Raw genomic sequence first — 18,451 nt, 5'->3', positions numbered from 1 at the left:
CGTTTGCCGGGTGCTCAGGTCTGAAAGACGCTGACGCCGTTCACAAATGTGGCGCGGACTTTGCCCTGCATCCGCTGGCCGTCAAACGGCGTGTTCTTGGATTTCGAGTTCAGTTTGAAGCGATCCAGCACGAAGGGCGCATCGGGATCAAACAGCACAAGGTCCGCAGGGGCCCCTACGTCCAGACGCCCGCAGGCAAGGCCAAGACGCTTGGCCGGATTATAGGACATCGCCCGAAACAGATCTTGAAGCGTCAAAAGTTCAGCGTGGAAAAGCCGCATGGCCGCAGGCAACAGCGTCTCGAGCGCGACTGCGCCAGAGGCAGCTTCCTCAAAGGGCAGACGTTTGCTTTCCTCATCTTGCGGTGTGTGCATCGAGCTGATGGTGTCAATCAAGCCGGACTTTACGGCGGCGATGATGGCCTGACGGTCGTCTTCGCTGCGCAGGGGCGGTTTGACTTTGAAAAAGGTGCGATAATCCGCAACGTCCAATTCGTTCAGCGTCAAATGGTGGATAGAAGTGCCGGCGGTGATATCCAGCCCGTTGTTTTTCGCGCGCTCAAGCGCGGGCAACGCGCGCGCAGTTGTGATCTGGTCGGCGTGGTATTTCGCGCCCGTGACTTCGATCAGGGCGATGTCGCGATCAAGCCCCATGCGTTCGGCGATGGGCGACACCGACGGTAAGCCGCGTAGCGAGGCAAATTTCCCAGACGTCGCTGCGGCCCCTTTTGACAGGCCAGGTTCCTGCGGATGGGCAATAACCAGAGCGCCAAGGCTGCGCGCATAGGTGAGCGCGCGCGAAAACACTTTGGTCTCGGTGACCACATGGTCGCAATCGGTAAAGGCTACGGCCCCGGCGTCCATCAGGAACCCGATTTCGGTCATTTCACGCCCGGCGCGATCCTTGGTCAGCGCGGCCATAGGCAAAACATTGACCGGCGCGGCTTGGTTTGCGCGACGCGTGGCAAACTCGAGCGTCTCAGGCGTGTCGATGGCAGGGGTCGTGTCAGGCCGGGTCACAATCGTCGTAACGCCTCCGGCCGCGGCGGCGAGGCCCGCGGATCGATAGCTTTCCTTGTGACGTTCACCGGGTTCACAAACCTTAACGCCAATGTCGACAATTCCGGGCGCAAGGCAGGCCCCCGCGCAGTCTATGACCTTGGCGTCAGCAGGTATGTCGATATGCGCGCCTAGGGCTGCAATCTTGCCGTCTTCGACCAGAAGGTTGCCATGCAGATCCTGCTTCTGCGTGGGATCAATCAGCCGTGCATTGATGAAAACTGTTTTCATGTCATCTCTTCCTGCAGGTCCAAGCGCGTGTCTGGCGACATGCCTTTTTGGGGATGGCCCGTCAACAAAATTGCGCGCGGACTTTGTGTCATCTGAGAACCCCCAGCACCACCGCGCCAACAATCAGCGCCAGAATGGGCAATGCCAGGATTGCCAGCAAAACCGTCAGATGCGGGGTTTTCTGCACCGGCGGTGGGGGCGTCAACTGTCCTTGCGCAGCGGCACTTGGCAATGGGTCAAACTGAATGTGCTCTTTGTCTTCCCTAAGATACAACACAGGGGTCACCTGCGGTGCGGGCGTCAGCTGATGGCCCGCTTCGGAAAACCCGCGCGCATAAACGATCAGAACCGTGCCGCTCAGCGCGTCAAGCTGTGCGCGATGCGCATCAAGATCGGCCTCCGAAACGCCGGCCCCTTGGCTTAGAAAGCCTCGCAGCCCCAGGTCGTCCAATTCCGCAATATCAAACAGATCGGCATGATCGGGATCGATCCAGTCAACGCCCAGCAATCCACCCAATGCTGCGCCAACCGGGGGCATGTCCGATTTCGGGGTCAGCAATTTGCGCCGCGCGCTGGCCTCTATGTCGACAGTAAAAATGCGCAGGCTGCCACGCTCGCCGGGATCTACGTGTAAGACATCAGACATTTTGCGCGCCTTCTTTTGCCGCCAGGATACGCGCACGCACGTCGCTCAGAGGGCCCACATACCGCATCAGCGTTGCCCGCCCGTCGCGCGCTCTGACGAGCAGGGCCCACCAAAACACGCGCCGCACAGAGTGGATATCGCTCAGGTTCCACCAACTGGCACTGACGTCCTCGCGCGGGTTGATCAGGATCAGCCGGTGATTGGTCAAAATCCAGACGTCAGCGCCCCGGTCGCGCCATTCTTGCCATTCGTCAAACACAAAGAACCAGACCACAACAATCATCAGAGCCAAACCCACCTGCATCGCAAAGCTGATGGACAAGCCCGGCACCAGCCCAAACCCCAGCGTGGTCAGAATACCAATCACCAGACTGCGCTGCATGAACGACAGAAAGCGGGTCTGAAACACGTCCTGCACCTCTTCGCCTCCGTGCAGATCAAATCCCTGATCGCGGAGGGCCTTCAGGCCAATATCGCGCGTCTGCGCCATGTCTGCCGACCTAGCCTGCTCTGCCGACCTAGCCTGCCACCCAGACCATCAGGCCCACCACAGCAAACATCACCAGCAAAGCAACGGTGGCCACACGACCGCTCATTTTCGGGTCTTTCGGATCTTCCATCTCACACCTCTACAGATCTATTGGCCCGCGCCGCACGCAGGTTGCGCGCCAGCAGGTCCATCGCCGCCATGCGCACGGCGACACCCATTTCGACCTGTTCCTGAATGACAGACCTGTTGATGTCATCTGCGATGTCACCGTCAATTTCCACGCCCCGGTTCATCGGACCCGGATGCATCACAATCGCGTCGTCTTTGGCATGGCGCAACTTGGCGGCATCCAGCCCATAGCGGTGGTAATATTCGCGTTCAGAGGGAATAAACCCGCCATCCATCCGCTCGCGCTGAAGCCTCAGCATCATAACCACGTCGACATCTTTCAGTCCCTCGGCCATGTCCTCATAGACTTCGACGCCAAACTCAGAGATCTGGCTGGGCATCAAGGTCGGTGGCCCCACCAGACGCACACGGTTTTCCATTTTGCCAAGCAAAATCAGATTGCTGCGCGCCACTCGACTATGCGCGATGTCGCCACAGATTGCGATGTTCAACCGATGAAGTCGTCCTTTCGCGCGACGGATCGTCAAAGCATCCAACAACGCCTGCGTCGGGTGCTCATGCCGCCCATCTCCAGCGTTCAGCACCGCGCAGTTTACTTTCTGCGCCAAAAGGTCCACCGCGCCGGAATGCGGGTGACGCACCACCAACAGGTCCGGATGCATCGCATTCAGGGTCATCGCTGTATCGATCAGGGTTTCCCCTTTTTTGATCGAGCTGGCTTGCATCGCCATATTCATCACATCCGCACCCAGACGCTTGCCCGCCAACTCAAAGCTGGCCTGCGTGCGGGTGGAGTTCTCAAAGAACATATTGATTTGGGTCAGCCCGGTCAGCGCGTCCGAATGTTTGACGTCCTTGCGGTTCAGATCGACATACTGATCCGCCAGATCCAGAACCGTGGTAATCTCGTCAGGCCGCAATGCCTCGATCCCCAAAAGATGCTTTTGGCGAAAACTCATGGCGGGCTCCCTTGTGATGATCTGCGCCGCTTATAGAAACCTCGGGGCGGTGCGACAAGCCACCCTGTTTTTCTCTTGCCAAAAATATCCCCGCCGGAGGCGCGATGGCTTGCTCAAAGCGGCACAGCTTATGTGGTTTTCGCCGGGCGCGTCAGCAGATAGGCTCCGGGGTATGGAATCAGCGATGGACTATCATACGGCCCGTGCACTCCTTGAGTGGCAAATCGAGCTTGGCGCGACCGAGGCGATCTTGGATGCGCCGGTGAACCGCTATGAAACCCCTGCACAAAAGCCAAAACCCAAGGCCGATGCGCCCATCGCTCCGATCAAAAAGCCCAAGATAGATCCGGTTCAGGTTGCCAAAACCCAGGCACAGGGCGCAGGCGATCTTGCGGCGCTTAAGGCGACTTTGGCGCAGTTTGAACATTGCGACTTGCGTCGCGGTGCGCGCTCGATGGTGTTTGCTGACGGCAATCCGGCGGCAAAGGTGATGATTATCGGAGAGGCTCCGGGGCGGGACGAGGATCGCGAAGGGCGGCCGTTTGTTGGCCGCGTCGGTCAGCTGTTTGACCGGATGTTTGCGGCGATTGATCTGTCGCGGGATGGCTCAGAGGCTGAGTCCTCGGTCTATGTGACCAATATTCTGCCCTGGCGACCACCGCAAAACCGCGACCCGAAGGCTGACGAGATCGCGATGATGATGCCCTTCGTGGCGCGTCATGTCGAACTGGCGAACCCCGACATACTGGTGCTGATGGGCAATATTGCCTGTCAGGGCGTGCTGGGCAAACGCGGAGTTTCGCGTCTGCGCGGGCACTGGGTCGAGGCCTTCGGCAAACCGGCTCTGCCGATGTATCACCCCGACGCGCTGATGCGAAACCCGGTTCTGAAACGCGAGGCCTGGGCGGATCTGCTCGATCTGAAATCTCGACTGAACGGCAAAGGATAAAGAGTGGACCTGTATCTGTTGTTGGCCTTTGTGCCCGCCGCAATGGCACTGAACCTGACGCCGGGCGCGGATATGCTGTTCTGTTTGGGGCAGGGGCTTCGTTCGGGCACCAAACAAGCCTTCGCTGCAAGTGCGGGTATTTCAACCGGTTCAATCATTCATGTCTGTATCGCAGGGCTTGGGCTTGGCGCGCTTCTTGCGGCCTTTCCCTGGGTCTTTGATGTGATCCGCTGGGTGGGCGTGGCCTATCTGTTGTATCTGGCTGCGACAGCATTGCGCAGCAGCGCACAGGATGCGGACTCGGTGCGCCTGACCACGCGCCAGGCGTTTCAACAAGGGCTGATCGTGAACCTCAGCAATCCAAAGGTGATCCTGTTTGTCTTGGCCTTTGTGCCGCAATTCGTTGACCCTTCTGCCGGCAGCGTCTTTCTGCAGTTTCTGATGTTTGGCGGTATCATTGCCACGGGCGGTTTCATCATCAACGGCCTCGTGGGGGCCTTTGCCAGCGGGCTGGGCCAAAGGCTTGCGGGCTCGCAGAAATTCCAGCGTGGCATTGGATATGTCACTGCAACGATCTTTACGGCGCTGGCGTTGCGTCTGGCTATTCTGGAGAAAAACTGATGAGCCGTATCGACGACAGCCGCCCCTTCATTCCGGTTAACATCGCGGTTCTGACCGTCAGCGACACCCGTGGCCTTGCTGAAGACAAAAGCGGCGACACATTGGTGAAGCGGATCGAAGAGGCAGGCCACAATATTGCGGATCGGATGATCCTGAAAGACGAACGCGCCGAGATAGCCGAGCAATTGCGCAACTGGTGCGCACGCAAGGACATCGACGTGGTGATTTCGACCGGCGGCACCGGCCTGACCGGACGCGATGTGACGGTCGAGGCGCACCGCGATGTCTATGAAAAAGAAATCGACGCCTTTGGCACCGTGTTTACCATCGTCTCGATGCAAAAGATTGGCACATCGGCTGTCCAAAGCCGCGCCACGGGTGGCGTGGCCATGGGCACCTATCTTTTTGCGCTGCCGGGCAGCACAGGGGCCTGTAAAGATGCCTGGGATGAGATCCTGAAATATCAGCTTGATTACCGTCACATGCCTTGCAACTTTGTGGAGATCTTGCCGCGGCTCGACGAGCATTTGGCGCGGACCAAAGGATAAATCTGCGCCACATTTCTCGAAAAAATCGATTTTTTCTTGAAATTTACCCAGGACACCTAGTTTTTTCATTTAATTGTGACGGAAACTCCGACCACGACCGTATAACCTATGGGTGATTGGAATGTGCGCCGCATTTGCGCGATAAAATATTGCCGTTTGAACGAGATAGCCGTTTAGGGAAGGTGAGCGATGCGATTTCTGAGACAAAGTCTGGCGGGGCTGTTTCTGCTGAGTTTGACAGTGGCGCTGTTGATGATGGCTGGAAATTTGATCCGGGGTGCGGTGCAAGAACGCATGGCGCAGGAACCGCGCACGCCTCCGCAACGTGAGCGTGTGTTCACCGTGAATGTCGTTCCGGCCGTACCTGCAGATATCGCGCCTGTGCTGACGGTTTTCGGCGAAATCCAAAGCCGTCGTACATTGGAGCTGCGGGCCGCGGCGGGCGGATCCATCGTCGAGCTTTCCGAGAATTTCCAAGAGGGCGGGCAGGTCTCCGCAGGGGATCTTTTGCTGCGGATTGATGATGCGGATGCGCGCGATGCGCTGGCCCGCGCGCGAACCGAGTGGCGCGAGGCCGAGGCCGAAGTGCGCGACGCGGACCGTGGCCTGCTTTTGGCGCAGGATGATGTTGCTGCTGCGATCGAACAAGCCGACCTGCGTATCAAAGCGCTTGCCCGCCAGCAAGATCTTGAAGCGCGCGGCGTCGGAACCGCCGCCGCGATTGAGGCCGCCGAACTCAATCTGGCCTCGGCGCGTCAGGCCACCTTGTCGCGTCGCCAATCGCTGGCCAATGCCGAAGCTCGCGTGGATCAGGCCGCAACGTCGCTGGAACGGGCCGGACTGGCCGTATCAGAAGCCGAACGCAATCTGATGGATCGCCAGATCACAGCCGATTTCACCGGCACCCTGGCCGAGGTGACCGCCGTGACTGGCGGGTTGGTCACGGCAAATGAACGCATTGCCCAGTTGATCGACCCCAACGCGCTCGAAGTGGCGTTCCGGGTCTCGACTGCGCAATACGCGCGGCTTTTGGATGAGTCGGGTCGTCTGCGTGACGCCGATGTCACCGTAGCATTGAACGTCAGCGGCATTGATCTGACCGCCAGCGGGAAAATCAGCCGCGACAGCGCGGCCGTCGGTGAAGGACAGACCGGACGTCTGGTCTTTGCAACTCTGGATGCACCGCGTGGACTTAAACCGGATGATTTCGTTAAAGTCTCGGTGCAGGAACCGGTGCTTAATGGTGTGATTTCCATTCCGTCGTCCGCGCTGACGCCACAGGGCGAGGTGCTTGTGCTTGGCGAGGAGGACCGGCTGGAGGCATTGCCAGTGCGGCTGCTGCGCCGTCAGGACGATCAGATTATTGTCCGGGGCCGTGAACTGGGCGGTCGCGAGGTCGTTGCCCGCCTGTCGCCGGTGCTGGGCGTCGGCATTCGTGTGAAGCCGATCCGCGAGGGGGCCAAGATCGAAGTGCCCGATGCGCCTGAAATGGTGTCCCTGACTGAAGAACGTCGTGCGAAACTGGTGGCCTTTATCGAAGCCAACAACCGGATGCCAGCCGAAGCCAAACAGCGGGTACTGGGTCAGCTGCAAGGCACCGAAGTCCCTGTCCGGCTGGTCAACCGCCTTGAACAGCGGATGGGGGGATAAACCATGGCATCTCGCGTAGCTGACTCTGCCAAGGGCATTCTGTCTTATTTTGTGCGCCACGGAACCGCGGCCAACCTGTTGCTGGTCATTCTGGTCATGGCGGGGCTGTCTGCTGCGCCCCAGATGCGGGCGCAGTTTTTTCCGGACGTGATCATCGACAATGTCACAGTTTCTGTAGGCTGGGACGGGGCCGGAGCCGAAGACGTCGACAGCGCCATTGTTCAGGTGCTGGAACCCGTATTGCTGAGTGTCGAAGGTGTGGAAAGCACCGAGGCGCGCTCGACTGAGGGGCGGGCCACCATAACCATGGACTTTGAACCCGGCTGGGACATGGCGCGCGCCGCAGATGATGTGCAGACGTCTGTGGACGCTATCAGCACGCTGCCAGAGGACGCCGATGATCCCAATGTGCGGCGCGGCGCATGGCGGGATCGTGTGACCGATGTTGTCATCAGCGGCCCGTTGCAGGCGGAACAACTGGGGCGTTTTGCAGATGAATTCGTTACCCGCCTGTTTGCCGAAGGTGTGACACGGACCACGATCCGCGGTGTTGCCGCCCCGCGGACCATTATCGAAGTTCCCTCCGCCAATCTGATTACCCATGACATCACAATGCAACAGATCGCATCCGCGATTGCGCAAGAGGTCGACGCGGATCCCGCGGGCGACGTGGCAGGCGCAAACGCTCGGGTGCGGACAGGGGTTGCGAAACGCAGCGCGGCACAGATTTCCGATATCGTTCTGCGCAGCAATGCAGACGGCTCGTCGTTGACAGTCGGCGACCTCGGCACGGTGATTGTCGAGGGGGCAGATCGCTCTCGCAGCTACTTTGTGGGTGATCTCGCGGCGATTTCCGTGCGGGTTGACCGGTCTGAAAAAGGCGACGCCATCGCCATTCAGGCACAGGTGCAAGAGGTTGCGGATGCGCTTCAGGCGACGTTGCCACAAGGGGCCAGCATCGAGTTGATCCGGACCCGCGCCGAAGCCATCAGCGGCCGGATCGCGCTGCTTTTGGACAACGCGTTGATGGGGCTTGGCCTGGTTTTGATGCTGTTGTTCCTGTTCCTGAACGCGCGCATCGCCTTTTGGGTTGCGGCTGGCATTCCGGTGGCGCTCTGTGCTGCCGTTGCGCTGATGTATGCGGCGGGGATCACGTTGAACATGATCTCGCTGTTTGGATTGATTATCACGCTTGGGATTGTGGTGGATGATGCCATTGTGGTGGGCGAACACGCCGATGCGCGCGCGCGGCGCATGGGCGAGGCTCCGGCGGTTGCTGCGGAAAATGCTGCAAAACGTATGTTCATGCCGGTGTTTGCGGCCACGCTGACCACGATCATCGCGTTCTTTGGTCTGACGGCTGTCGGCGGTCGGTTCGGAGACTTGATCATCGACATCCCGTTCACCGTCATCGTGGTGCTGTTGGCCTCATTGGTGGAATGCTTCCGTAGTCTGCCCAACCACATGCGTCACGCCTTGGCGCATAGTGCGAAAGAACATTGGTACGATATGCCCAGCCGCGTCGTGAACGCGGGGTTCCGTTGGTTCCGCGACCGGGTGTTTCGCCGCTTTATGGCGCTGGTGATCTGGGCGCGCTATCCGGTTCTGGCCGGCACGATTACCCTTCTGGCGACGCAGATCAGCGTGTTCATGACGGGCGACGTTCAATGGCGGTTCTTCAATGCGCCGGAACGCGGGTCTGTTACTGGCAACTTCCTGATGTCTTCGGATGCGACCCGCGAGGACTCGTTGGCCATGATGCGCGAAATGCAGCGCGCAACCGAAGAGATTGGCAAGGAATACGAAGAGCGCCACGGTCGCAACCCACTGGCCTTTGTGATTGCAGAGGTGGGCGGGAATTCCGGGCGCGGGTTGGCGGGGGCTGACCAGCGCACGGCAGATCAGCTGGGCGCGATTTCGATCGAATTGATTGACGCGGACTTGCGGCCTTATTCCAGTTTTGCCTTCGTTGCAGACCTTCAGGATCGCGTGAACCGGCACCCGCTTGCCGAGACCATCAGCTTTAGAGGATGGCGTTCTGGGCCCGGTGGCGACGCGCTAGACGTGCTGTTTTACGGTGCCGACGCCGAGACGCTGAAAGCTGCGTCCGAGCAGTTGCAAACAGCATTGCTGCGCTATCCAGAGGTCTCTGCGGTTCAGGATACTTTGCCCTATGACAAGGAAGAGCTGATCCTGGAACTAACCCCGCAGGGGCAGGCGCTGGGCTTTACCATCGATGGTCTTGGCCGTGTCCTCAGGCACCGACTGAATGGCCTTGAGGCGGCGACCTATCCGGATGGCGTGCGCACGGCTTCGATCCAGATCGAACTGCCCGATGGCGAGCTGACGTCAGACTTTTTGGAACGTTCGATGATGCGGACCCCAACGGGCAACTATGTTCCGCTGGCCGATATCGTCAGTGTCGACCGGCGCACCGGCTTCTCTACGGTGCGGCGCGAAAACGGCATTCGGGTGATTTCCGTCACAGGAGATATCTCTGAGGACAATGCAGACCGCGCCACAGAAATCCAGCGCGCGCTGCAAGAGGAAATCCTGCCAGAGATTGCAAGCCTTCAGCAGGTGGAATGGCGCCTGTCTGGACTGGCCGAGCAGGAAAACGAATTCCTGAATGATGCCCGAACGGGCCTGATCCTGTGTTTGTCAGCGATTTATCTGGTTCTTGCCTGGGTGTTCAGCAGTTGGACGCGACCCATCGTTGTCATGGCAATCATTCCGTTTGGTCTGGTTGGGACGATCTGGGGACATAACTATTGGGATGTCCCGCTGTCGATGTTCACCGTGGTTGGCCTGTTGGGGATGACCGGGATCATCATCAACGACTCGATTGTTCTGGTGACCACGATCGATGAACACGCCAAAGAACGCGGTCTGGTGCCGTCTATCATCGAGGGCACGGCGGATCGTCTGCGCCCTGTGATGCTGACGACGCTGACCACCGTTCTGGGTCTGACTCCACTGTTGTTTGAACGCTCGGTACAGGCGCAGTTCCTGAAGCCGACGGTGATTACATTGGTCTACGGTCTTGGGTTTGGTGTGCTCTTGGTGTTGCTGGTTGTGCCGGCGCTCTTGGCGATGCAGCAAGATGTTTCGCGCCAGTTCACAGCGCTTCGCCATGCGTTGAAGGCGCGTGCGATGCAGGTGGTGATGCTGCCTTTGTCGCTTGTGATTGCAGGGTGGCTGGCACTGACATTGGGGTGGTCTCTGCTTTATGGCAGCCTGCATCCGGTGGTCGCGAATGCCCTGCCTGACGTGGTTTCCGCCGAGGGTGATTCCGTCGCGCTTGGTCTGTTCCTGCTGGGTGTGCTGGTGCTGATCTTGGTCAGCTATTGCGCAGCCGGTGTGTCGTTGTGGCTGCGCAGACGGCGGGCTCAGCCCGCCTGACAGCCGTTGATCTCGACCGCGTAGTCCGTGCCGATAACGGTGATCGTCATATCGCTGCGCTGAAGGAAAAAGGGCGCCTCTTCGACGTGGAGCACGTTGCTGGCAACCGTCAATTCGCCACCGCTGCGCGAGACGGTTGCTTCTTGCACCCAAAGTTCGGGGTTGCCGGTTTCAATCACCGCATACTCGCGACCACCCGCCGAAGGCATGTCGATGGTCGCACTTACCATCATCCCGTCGTCGGTTGGGGCAATGCGGCAGGATACATCGCTAACGCGCGCTTCGCGGGCCGAGAACGGACGCTCTGCCATGGCCGCCGCAATCGGCGCAGCGATCGCGGTTTCGCCTGCTGCAAGCGCACCGGACACATCAAGCGCATAGGGGATGCAGATTTCCTTGCAGACACCAATCTGCAAAAAGCCGGTCAGTTCGACATCGCGCCCGCTTTTGCGGGGCGTCACGACCAGCGGTAAAAGCAATTCGTCGACAAACCCATAAGACGTCATGCCGTTTTCGACGAAGACTGTCGGCGCCGGCCAAAGCGCGTCGATCCCATCGAGGTTGCGCGAGTTGGACCAATCCATGCGCGGTGGGATGCCACCGTCGCCAGGCGTGCGCCAATAGGTTTTCCACCCGCCATCCAGCGAAATCTGCAACGCGCCGACCATCTTGCCGTCCGACCGTGTCCATCCCTGGACGATCTCGGCTTTGATGTCTGGCAAGTCGATTCCTGATCCCTGTGCCAGGACAGGCGCAGCGGACAAGGTGCACAAAATAGAAGAGGCGAGGGCGTAAGTTATGGTTTTCATGTGTTTAGACATGCGCGAGTAAATGATAAATGCCAACTCACTTTCGAGCGATTGGCTGTTATGTTCAAATTCTATCATAAAACCTGCTTGAACCTTTTCGCATCTAGGCGCAGTCTAGATATTACTAACTTTGTGAATTTCGGACATTTTCGTGGCCATTGATCAATATTCAGACCTTACGGGTCGTCTTTTAATAGCAATGCCCAGTATGGCAGACCCGCGTTTTTCTCACTCCGTCGTGTTTATTTGTGCTCACAACAAAGATGGGGCTATGGGCCTGATCGTGAACAAATTTCTTGGATTTATGAAACTGTCCGAGATTCTCGATTCGGACGAGAGCAGTGAGGAACCAAACAATCACAGGTTGCCTTTGCACTTTGGCGGCCCCGTCGAACGCAAACGGGGGTTCGTGTTACACTCTTCGGACTATTGTGCAGAAGACGTCACGCTTAAAGTAACCGATGCATTCTCGATGACAGCGTCCTTGCACGTTCTTGAGGAAATCAACCAAGGCAAGGGTCCGGAGCTGGCGCTTTTGGCTATGGGCTATAGCGGTTGGGGACCAGGGCAGCTGGAAGAAGAGATTCTGGACAACAGCTGGCTTGTCGCAGATCCGACGTCATCGCTGATGTTTGTGGAAGAAGACGACCAAAAATGGGCGCAGGCGCTTAAGCAGCTTGGCGTTGATCCGCATATGTTGTCAGGCTCTGCCGGACGGGCCTAGCCTTCGCGCGGTGCGGCTGCGCGGGTCAGGCGGTCGTTGATCGCAAGACCCAATCCGTGGTCAGGAATTGGGGCAACGGCAATTCCGCTGGCGTTCATCTTGTCCAAGGCGTGCAGGTGGTGGAACAAATTCGCCGCCGCCTCGCGCAGATCGCCGCTGGCCGACAAGGTCAAATCGCCCGCGATGTCGCCAAACCCCAGCATCACCTCACCCGCGTTGGCCTCTGTCGCGTTCAGCCTCACAGCGGCACCGGGTGCATAATGCGAGGCCAACTGACCCGGGGCCGTCAGATCAGATGTTGAAATGTGATCGCCAAGTGTCGCGAGAGGTCCACCCAAGGCGGCCTCGAGCGCTTCATGTGGCAAGCCACCCGGACGCAGCAGCGTAGGCGTGTCAAACAACCCGACAATCGTGCTTTCCACCCCGACGTCACATGCGCCACCGTCTAAAATTGCGTCAACGCGCGTGCCCAGACCCTCGGCCACATGGGTTGGATTTGTGGGGCTGATCCTGCCCGACGGATTGGCAGACGGCGCCGCCACAGGCCCGTTAAACTCTGTTAAAAGCGCCTGTGCGATGGGGTGGGCCGGCATGCGCACCGCCAAAGTGTCTTTGCCCGCCGTCACCAAAGGCGAGATGCCCGCATCCGGCTGGATCGGAAGGACCAGCGTCAGGGGGCCGGGCCAAAATGCGGCGGCCAGCCGTTCTGCGGCGTCAGACCACACCACCAGTTTTTGCGCCGCGGCAATAGAGTCTATGTGAACGATCAGCGGGTTAAAGCTGGGGCGTTCCTTGGCCTCAAAAATCTTGGCAACGGCCAAATCAGAGCGCGCGTCAGCACCCAGACCATAGACCGTCTCGGTTGGAAACGCGACAAGCCCGCCTGACGCCCAGATATCGGCTGCGGCGCGAAAGCCGTCCGCATCTGCTGCAAGCATGATTTTCGTAAGGTCACTCATGTTCCTGACGCCGCGTTTTATTGGCTGGTTGCCGGTTGCCGTTCTATTTTAAGAGTCACAGGTCATTACAAGCACCGCCGACGAAAGCCAACCGAATAGAGACCCACATGCCGTATCGCTCCCCTGTTGCCGACTATGAATACATCTTTGAGAATGTTGTCCCACTGACGCAGGTCTCGGGGACGGATAAATTCGCCGAGGCGGATGCAGACACGGTTTCGGCGGTTCTGACCGAAGCGGGCCGCATGTGCGATGACATTATGGCGCCGGTCCAGCGCAACGGCGATCTGACGCCAGCCTATCTGGAAAACGGCAAGGTGCGGACCTCGCCGGGGTTTGCTGAAGCCTATAAAGCCATTGCCGAAGGGGGCTGGGTGTCCAGCTCTGCGAACCCCGAGTTCGGCGGTATGGGCTTGCCGTTGACTGTGACGCATGCGGTCAATGAGATGATGGCGGGGGCCTGCCTGTCTTTGCAGCTTAATCCCCTGATGACACAAGGCCAGGTCGAGGCGTTAGAAGCGCACGCAAGCGACGCGTTGAAAGCGATTTACTTGCCCAAGCTGGTGTCCGGCGAGTGGTGCGGCACAATGAACCTGACCGAACCGCAAGCCGGTTCTGACGTCGGTGCGCTTGCGTCCAAAGCCGAACCAAACGGTGACGGCACTTATTCTGTGACGGGGCAAAAGATCTATATCAGCTGGGCTGACAATGATTTCACCGAGAACGTGGTGCATCTTGTGTTGGCCCGCCTGCCCGACGGTGGTCCGGGCACAAAAGGTATCAGCCTGTTTCTGGTGCCGCGCCATATTCCCGACGCCGACGGTGCGCCGGGCGTGGCCAACAGCCTGAAGGTGGTCAGCCTGGAACATAAGATGGGTTTGCACGGGTCTCCGACTGCGGTGATGCAGTTTGACGGGGCCACAGGCTGGCTTGTCGGTGATGAACATGACGGCATGAAATGCATGTTCACCATGATGAACAATGCCCGCCTCGGCGTCGGCGCGCAGGGCATCGGGGCCGCAGAGGGCGCGTATCAGCACGCGCTGGCCTATGCGATGGACCGTAAACAAGGTCGCAGCCCGATTGAAAATGGCTCTGGCGCTATTGTGGATCATGCGGATGTGCGGCGCATGTTGACCTCGATGAAGGCAGATATTTTTGCCAGCCGCGCCATCGCTGCGGATTGTGCTCTGTCTATCGACATGGGCCACGCAACCGGTGAGAAAGACTGGCGCGCCCGTGCGGCGTTTTTGACCCCAATTGCCAAAGCCTTTGGAACTGATGTGGGTATCGACGTGGCCAATATGGGCATTCAGGTTCACGGCGGCATGGGTTTCATCGAGGAAACCGGCGCGGCGCAATATGCGCGCGACGTGCGGGTGACTGCGATCTACGAAGGCACCAACGGGATTCAGTCGATGGATCTGGTGGCGCGCAAACTGATGGATGGCGGCGATGCGGCTTATAAACTGGTCGACGACATCGAAAGTTTCGCCGAAGGCATCAAGGGCGATCATCCGGAACTGGCCGAACCGGTCTGGCAGGCATCGGAAACGCTGCGCGAGGCGACCGAATGGATGGTTAGCCAAGGCGCGCTGAACGAACGGTTCGCGGGCGCGGTGCCGTTCCTGCGCGGGTTTGCCCGGGTTTTGGGTGCGCATTATCACTTGAAGGCAGCGGTGGCCGAGGCTACCGATGGACCTCGAACGAAATTGGCGCGCTTTTATATCAAACGCTTGCTGCCGGAACACGCGGGTCTGTTTACCCATGCGATGGCAGGAGCCGCAGATCTCTACGCGCTTAGTGAGGAAGATCTGGCGTCATGAACGCACACAGCGGACTACGGTATCCGTGGGCGGAGCCGCCCGCTGAAGGCGAAACAATCGAAGTAGCAGAAGGGGTCCACTGGATCCGCCTGCCGTTGCCGATGGCGTTGGACCATGTGAATGCCTATGCGCTTGATGATGGCGACAGCTGGACCATCGTCGATACCGGGTTCTCGTCCAAACGCACGCGTGCGATCTGGGAAAAGCTGTTGTCCGGGCCACTGGCCGGAAAGCCTGTGTCTCGGGTGATTGTCACCCACCACCATCCCGACCACGTGGGTCTTGCCGGATGGTTTCAGTCCGAACACGGCGCCACGCTTTGGACCACGCGCACTGCATGGCTGTTTTCGCGGATGCTGCAGCTCGATGAACAGCCGGTGCCCTCGCAGGAAACGCTCGCGTTCTATCAGTCCGCTGGAATGGATCCCGAAATCCTTGAAACCCGACGGACAGAGCGGCCTTTCAATTTCGCGGATGTGGTCTATCCCATGCCGCTGGGCTTTCACCGCATCAAAGAAGGCGATGTCGTGCGCATTGGCGGTCGCGACTGGGACGTGCGCATCGGCAACGGTCACGCGCCGGAACACGCCACCTTCTGGAGTCGCGACGACAATCTTGTGCTCTCGGGAGACCAGATTTTGCCGTCCATCAGCTCAAACATTGGTGTCTATGCGACCGAACCCGAAGCAGACCCAGTGGGCGACTGGATGGAGGCCTGCGAACGGCTGAGCCAATACGCACGCGAGGATCATCTGGTTCTGGGCGGGCATAAAACGCCCTTCACAGGGTTGCCGCTGCGGATGCAGCAGTTGATTGACAACCACCACGGTGCTCTGAAACGTCTGCACGAATACATCGCGACGCCTAAAGTTGCCGGCGCGTGCTTTCCGGTTCTGTTCAAACGCTCGATCGGGCCTGCGGAATATGGCCTTGCCTTGGTAGAAGCATTTGCTCATCTCAGTCACCTGTATCAAAGTGGCCAAGCCAGCCGCACGCGGCGTGATGATGGTGCATGGGTCTGGCAGGCTATTTAAGTAGGTTAAAGGACGACCCCTGATGAGTGACCAGATCAAGACCTCTGCCGAGGCGCTCGAGGCCGAGGCACTGCCCAAGCATTACGAAGCCCACTCGAACCCGGACGCCGAAACCGATTTCCCAGATATGATTGCCGAAAAGCCGATGGCGCAGAAAAGCGCCGCGGCATGGGCCTATGAACGATTGATCCTGTATATTCAGAACTTTGAAAAGCAGCTCGATAACGAACATGAGGTTGCCATGGGGTTTGCCGGCGGCGACGTCGGGGTACTGCGCATCGAAGGCATGGGGTTTTTCGATCCGGACATCGTGACGTTTTATGGAACGGATGACGCTGGTGCCAAAACTCAGCTGGTACAGCACGTCAGCCAGCTGAACGTCATGCTTCGAGCGCTGCCAAAGCCAAAAGAGCTGCCAGAGCCAAATCGCATCGGCTTCCGTCTGGCCCAAGACTTGCAGAAAAACACCTAGCCCGCGATTCTTCGCCGCGGAGCGCTTTTGGTGTGGTGACAGGGTGCAGGGAATCCAGTATCCACCAAGTAACTCTAGATACTAAGGACATCTCTCATGGCTGAACATGAACATGGCTCGATGAACATCGAAGTGCAGGAAAAGGCTTTCGCTGGCTTCATCAAAGGCTCGACTTGGGTTGCAGCAGTTTCCGTTGCGGTTCTGATTTTCCTCGCGATCGTAAACGGCTAATCCCGTTTCAGGAGTAATTGGCATGGCGCGCGTCTTCAAAGCCCTTATTCTTCTGGTTTTCCCCTTGCTGCTCACCGCATGTACGGTGCCCAACAAAGGCGGGGCGAGTCTGGAAGAGGTGCAGCGCGCAAGCTATGCCCATGGTGGCGCCCCGAAACTGACGCTCTATACGATGCTGTCAAACCGCTCTGGCGCGGGCGCGCATACCTCACTTTTGATCAACGGCAGCCAGCGGGTTGCCTTTGATCCGGCGGGCTCTTTCCGTCATCCCGAGATCGTGTCGCGCAATGACACCGTTTATGGCATGACGCCTTATCTGGTGGACCAATACACACGCTTTCACGCTCGTGAGACCTATCACGTGGTGATTCAGGAACTGGTCGTGTCACCAGAAGTTGCTGAAATGGCGTTGCAATTGGCAGTCAGCCACCCTGCCGTTCAGCAATCCTACTGTGCGAAATCCACATCTGCGTTGATCGGGCAATTGCCAGGTTTCGAAGACACGCCACAGTCGTTTTATCCACGCAAGCTGATGGATTACTTCACCGAAAAAGGCGCGACCTTTGAGCGTCTTTATGAGTATGACAGCGACGACAAAACCGGCGTATTGGCCGCCTTCGTTCCTGAATACGAGCGCTAAGCCACCAAATATAAAATCAGAAACAGCGTTCCTGCACCTGTCAGGATGCCCAGCAACACGCGTTTAAAGATCATCGCGACGGCAAGGGTGACCACGGCTGCTGTGAGACGCGCGGGGTCGATCTGGCCGTCGGTTGCGCTGGGCCACAGAACCAATGGGGCGACCAGACCGGGCAAAACCGCGACCGCCGCATATCTTAGGTGGCGCAGGATAATGGTGGGCATCGCCCAATTGCCCAACAGGCCAGTGAACATGAACCGCAGTCCAAAACTGCCGAGACCAAGCGCGACAATTATCAGCCAAAGATCTGGATGTTCGCTCATGTTTTTTGTCTCCGCTCGAGCCAGGATTCGCACTGTACCGCCATGACCATAGCGAGGAATGCGGCGATCAAGAGGCCAAGGTTGAACGGAACCCAGGCAAAACCAAGGGCGGCTGCGATCGACACAAGCGCGGCCGTCACATGTGGCAGGGTCCGCAGCATCGGGCCGATCATCGCCAAAAACGTCAGCGGCACTGCAAAATCCAGCGCAAGGGCATCTGGCACGGCCTTGCCGCCCAAGGCGCCGACCACCGTGAACCCGTACCAAAGCGGCAGCACCGGAACCAGACATCCCGAGAAATAGGCGAGCCTTTGGCGCGTGGTCATATCCGGCTCTGCCTCATATTTTGCGGCAGAAAGCGCATAGCTTTGATCGACCGTGCCATAGGCGACGAGGGCCCTTTGCCAGGTTTTGGCCTCTCGCAGATAGGGCGCCAGCGAGGCTGAATAAATCGCCATACGCAGGTTTACCGCGAGGGCGGATGCGATCACGATCACTGTCGGTGTGTTGTCCATCATCAACTGGATCGCGGTAAACTGTGCAGCACCTGCGATCACGACAACGGAAAACAGCAACACTTCGATGACGTTCAATCCGGCCTCGGTCGCGACAACGCCAAAAAGGGCCGAGAAGGGTGCGATCACCAGAATAAAAGGCAACCCGTCGCGGAAGCCTTGCCAAAATGACGATTTCGTGGTGGTCGTACTCATACAAATTGCCTAACTTTACCAACGCATAACGCCTAATCTT

19 protein-coding genes are annotated in these 18,451 nt (G+C 58.5%); 11 read left to right on the top strand and 8 right to left on the bottom strand.

Annotated elements, in window-relative coordinates:
• Window positions 1-14 precede the first annotated feature (14 nt).
• The 4 genes from pyrC to ACEQWH_RS11710 all read right to left on the bottom strand — a co-directional run bounded on the left by pyrC (window position 15) and on the right by ACEQWH_RS11710 (window position 3,513).
• Complete coding sequence (pyrC, locus tag ACEQWH_RS11725; protein ID WP_370231082.1) at window positions 15-1,289, bottom strand: dihydroorotase; 1,275 nt, start codon at window positions 1,287-1,289, stop codon at window positions 15-17.
• An 88-nt stretch (window positions 1,290-1,377) separates the two neighbouring features.
• A complete protein-coding gene (locus tag ACEQWH_RS11720) occupies window positions 1,378-1,935 on the bottom strand; it encodes a hypothetical protein (RefSeq protein ID WP_370231079.1) in 558 nt (185 codons plus the stop codon).
• Window positions 1,928-2,425 (bottom strand): hypothetical protein, encoded by a 498-nt coding sequence (locus ACEQWH_RS11715; protein ID WP_370231076.1) that lies wholly within the window; start codon window positions 2,423-2,425, stop codon window positions 1,928-1,930. The genes ACEQWH_RS11720 and ACEQWH_RS11715 overlap by 8 nt, the downstream gene beginning before the upstream one ends.
• A gap of 131 nt (window positions 2,426-2,556) precedes the next feature.
• Window positions 2,557-3,513 (bottom strand): aspartate carbamoyltransferase catalytic subunit, encoded by a 957-nt coding sequence (locus ACEQWH_RS11710; protein ID WP_370231074.1) that lies wholly within the window; start codon window positions 3,511-3,513, stop codon window positions 2,557-2,559.
• Window positions 3,514-3,685: 172 nt separating this feature from the next.
• Here ACEQWH_RS11710 and ACEQWH_RS11705 point away from each other — a divergent pair, with 172 nt between their 5' ends.
• The 5 genes from ACEQWH_RS11705 to ACEQWH_RS11685 all read left to right on the top strand — a co-directional run bounded on the left by ACEQWH_RS11705 (window position 3,686) and on the right by ACEQWH_RS11685 (window position 10,683).
• Window positions 3,686-4,462 (top strand): uracil-DNA glycosylase family protein, encoded by a 777-nt coding sequence (locus ACEQWH_RS11705; protein ID WP_370231071.1) that lies wholly within the window; start codon window positions 3,686-3,688, stop codon window positions 4,460-4,462.
• 42 nt (window positions 4,463-4,504) lie between these two features.
• Window positions 4,505-5,083 (top strand): LysE family translocator, encoded by a 579-nt coding sequence (locus ACEQWH_RS11700; protein ID WP_370231156.1) that lies wholly within the window; start codon window positions 4,505-4,507, stop codon window positions 5,081-5,083.
• Window positions 5,083-5,631, top strand: a complete 549-nt coding sequence (gene moaB / locus ACEQWH_RS11695; RefSeq protein ID WP_370231069.1) for a molybdenum cofactor biosynthesis protein B — start codon at window positions 5,083-5,085, stop codon at window positions 5,629-5,631. The genes ACEQWH_RS11700 and moaB overlap by 1 nt, the downstream gene beginning before the upstream one ends.
• Window positions 5,632-5,820: 189 nt before the next feature.
• Window positions 5,821-7,281, top strand: coding sequence for an efflux RND transporter periplasmic adaptor subunit (locus ACEQWH_RS11690; protein WP_370231067.1), 1,461 nt, complete (start codon window positions 5,821-5,823; stop codon window positions 7,279-7,281).
• Between the two features lie 3 nt (window positions 7,282-7,284).
• The gene (locus ACEQWH_RS11685; RefSeq protein WP_370231065.1) at window positions 7,285-10,683 is read left to right on the top strand and encodes an efflux RND transporter permease subunit; all 3,399 of its coding nucleotides are present in this window, start codon (window positions 7,285-7,287) and stop codon (window positions 10,681-10,683) included.
• On the opposite strand, the gene ACEQWH_RS11680 is transcribed toward ACEQWH_RS11685, so the two are convergent.
• Window positions 10,671-11,492: a protein-disulfide reductase DsbD domain-containing protein gene (locus tag ACEQWH_RS11680; protein ID WP_370231063.1), complete on the bottom strand. Its 822-nt coding sequence runs from the start codon at window positions 11,490-11,492 to the stop codon at window positions 10,671-10,673. The genes ACEQWH_RS11685 and ACEQWH_RS11680 overlap by 13 nt on opposite strands.
• A gap of 151 nt (window positions 11,493-11,643) precedes the next feature.
• Between ACEQWH_RS11680 and ACEQWH_RS11675 the strand changes: the two genes are divergently transcribed.
• Window positions 11,644-12,216, top strand: a complete 573-nt coding sequence (locus ACEQWH_RS11675) for a YqgE/AlgH family protein (protein ID WP_370231061.1) — start codon at window positions 11,644-11,646, stop codon at window positions 12,214-12,216.
• Here ACEQWH_RS11675 and ACEQWH_RS11670 read toward each other — a convergent pair.
• Window positions 12,213-13,175 (bottom strand): L-threonylcarbamoyladenylate synthase, encoded by a 963-nt coding sequence (locus ACEQWH_RS11670; RefSeq protein WP_370231058.1) that lies wholly within the window; start codon window positions 13,173-13,175, stop codon window positions 12,213-12,215. The genes ACEQWH_RS11675 and ACEQWH_RS11670 overlap by 4 nt on opposite strands.
• Window positions 13,176-13,282: 107 nt before the next feature.
• Between ACEQWH_RS11670 and ACEQWH_RS11665 the strand changes: the two genes are divergently transcribed.
• From ACEQWH_RS11665 to ACEQWH_RS11645, 5 genes are all read left to right on the top strand, one after another.
• On the top strand, window positions 13,283-15,001 hold the full coding sequence (locus ACEQWH_RS11665) for an acyl-CoA dehydrogenase (protein ID WP_370231056.1): 1,719 nt from the start codon (window positions 13,283-13,285) through the stop codon (window positions 14,999-15,001).
• Window positions 14,998-16,035, top strand: a complete 1,038-nt coding sequence (locus ACEQWH_RS11660) for an MBL fold metallo-hydrolase (protein WP_370231053.1) — start codon at window positions 14,998-15,000, stop codon at window positions 16,033-16,035. The genes ACEQWH_RS11665 and ACEQWH_RS11660 overlap by 4 nt, the downstream gene beginning before the upstream one ends.
• Before the next feature lie 22 nt (window positions 16,036-16,057).
• The gene (locus ACEQWH_RS11655; protein WP_370231050.1) at window positions 16,058-16,507 is read left to right on the top strand and encodes a DUF6173 family protein; all 450 of its coding nucleotides are present in this window, start codon (window positions 16,058-16,060) and stop codon (window positions 16,505-16,507) included.
• Window positions 16,508-16,603: 96 nt separating this feature from the next.
• Window positions 16,604-16,738 carry an aa3-type cytochrome c oxidase subunit IV gene (locus ACEQWH_RS11650; protein WP_370231048.1) on the top strand — a complete coding sequence of 45 codons (135 nt, stop codon included), beginning with the start codon at window positions 16,604-16,606 and terminating at the stop codon, window positions 16,736-16,738.
• Window positions 16,739-16,760: 22 nt separating this feature from the next.
• Window positions 16,761-17,378 (top strand): hypothetical protein, encoded by a 618-nt coding sequence (locus ACEQWH_RS11645; protein ID WP_370231045.1) that lies wholly within the window; start codon window positions 16,761-16,763, stop codon window positions 17,376-17,378.
• On the opposite strand, the gene ACEQWH_RS11640 is transcribed toward ACEQWH_RS11645, so the two are convergent.
• Both ACEQWH_RS11640 and ACEQWH_RS11635 read right to left on the bottom strand, forming a co-directional pair.
• Window positions 17,375-17,701: an AzlD domain-containing protein gene (locus ACEQWH_RS11640; protein ID WP_370231043.1), complete on the bottom strand. Its 327-nt coding sequence runs from the start codon at window positions 17,699-17,701 to the stop codon at window positions 17,375-17,377. The two genes, ACEQWH_RS11645 and ACEQWH_RS11640, sit on opposite strands and share 4 nt — an antisense overlap.
• The gene (locus tag ACEQWH_RS11635) at window positions 17,698-18,411 is read right to left on the bottom strand and encodes an AzlC family ABC transporter permease (RefSeq protein ID WP_370231040.1); all 714 of its coding nucleotides are present in this window, start codon (window positions 18,409-18,411) and stop codon (window positions 17,698-17,700) included. The genes ACEQWH_RS11640 and ACEQWH_RS11635 overlap by 4 nt, the downstream gene beginning before the upstream one ends.
• Between the last annotated feature and the right edge of the window lie 40 nt (window positions 18,412-18,451).

The sequence above is a fragment of the Cognatishimia sp. genome, assembly GCF_964229375.1.
Classification (GTDB): Bacteria; Pseudomonadota; Alphaproteobacteria; order Rhodobacterales; family Rhodobacteraceae; genus Cognatishimia.
Note: the sequence above shows the minus strand (reverse complement) of the source record. Positions and strands in the feature narration are given on the sequence as shown.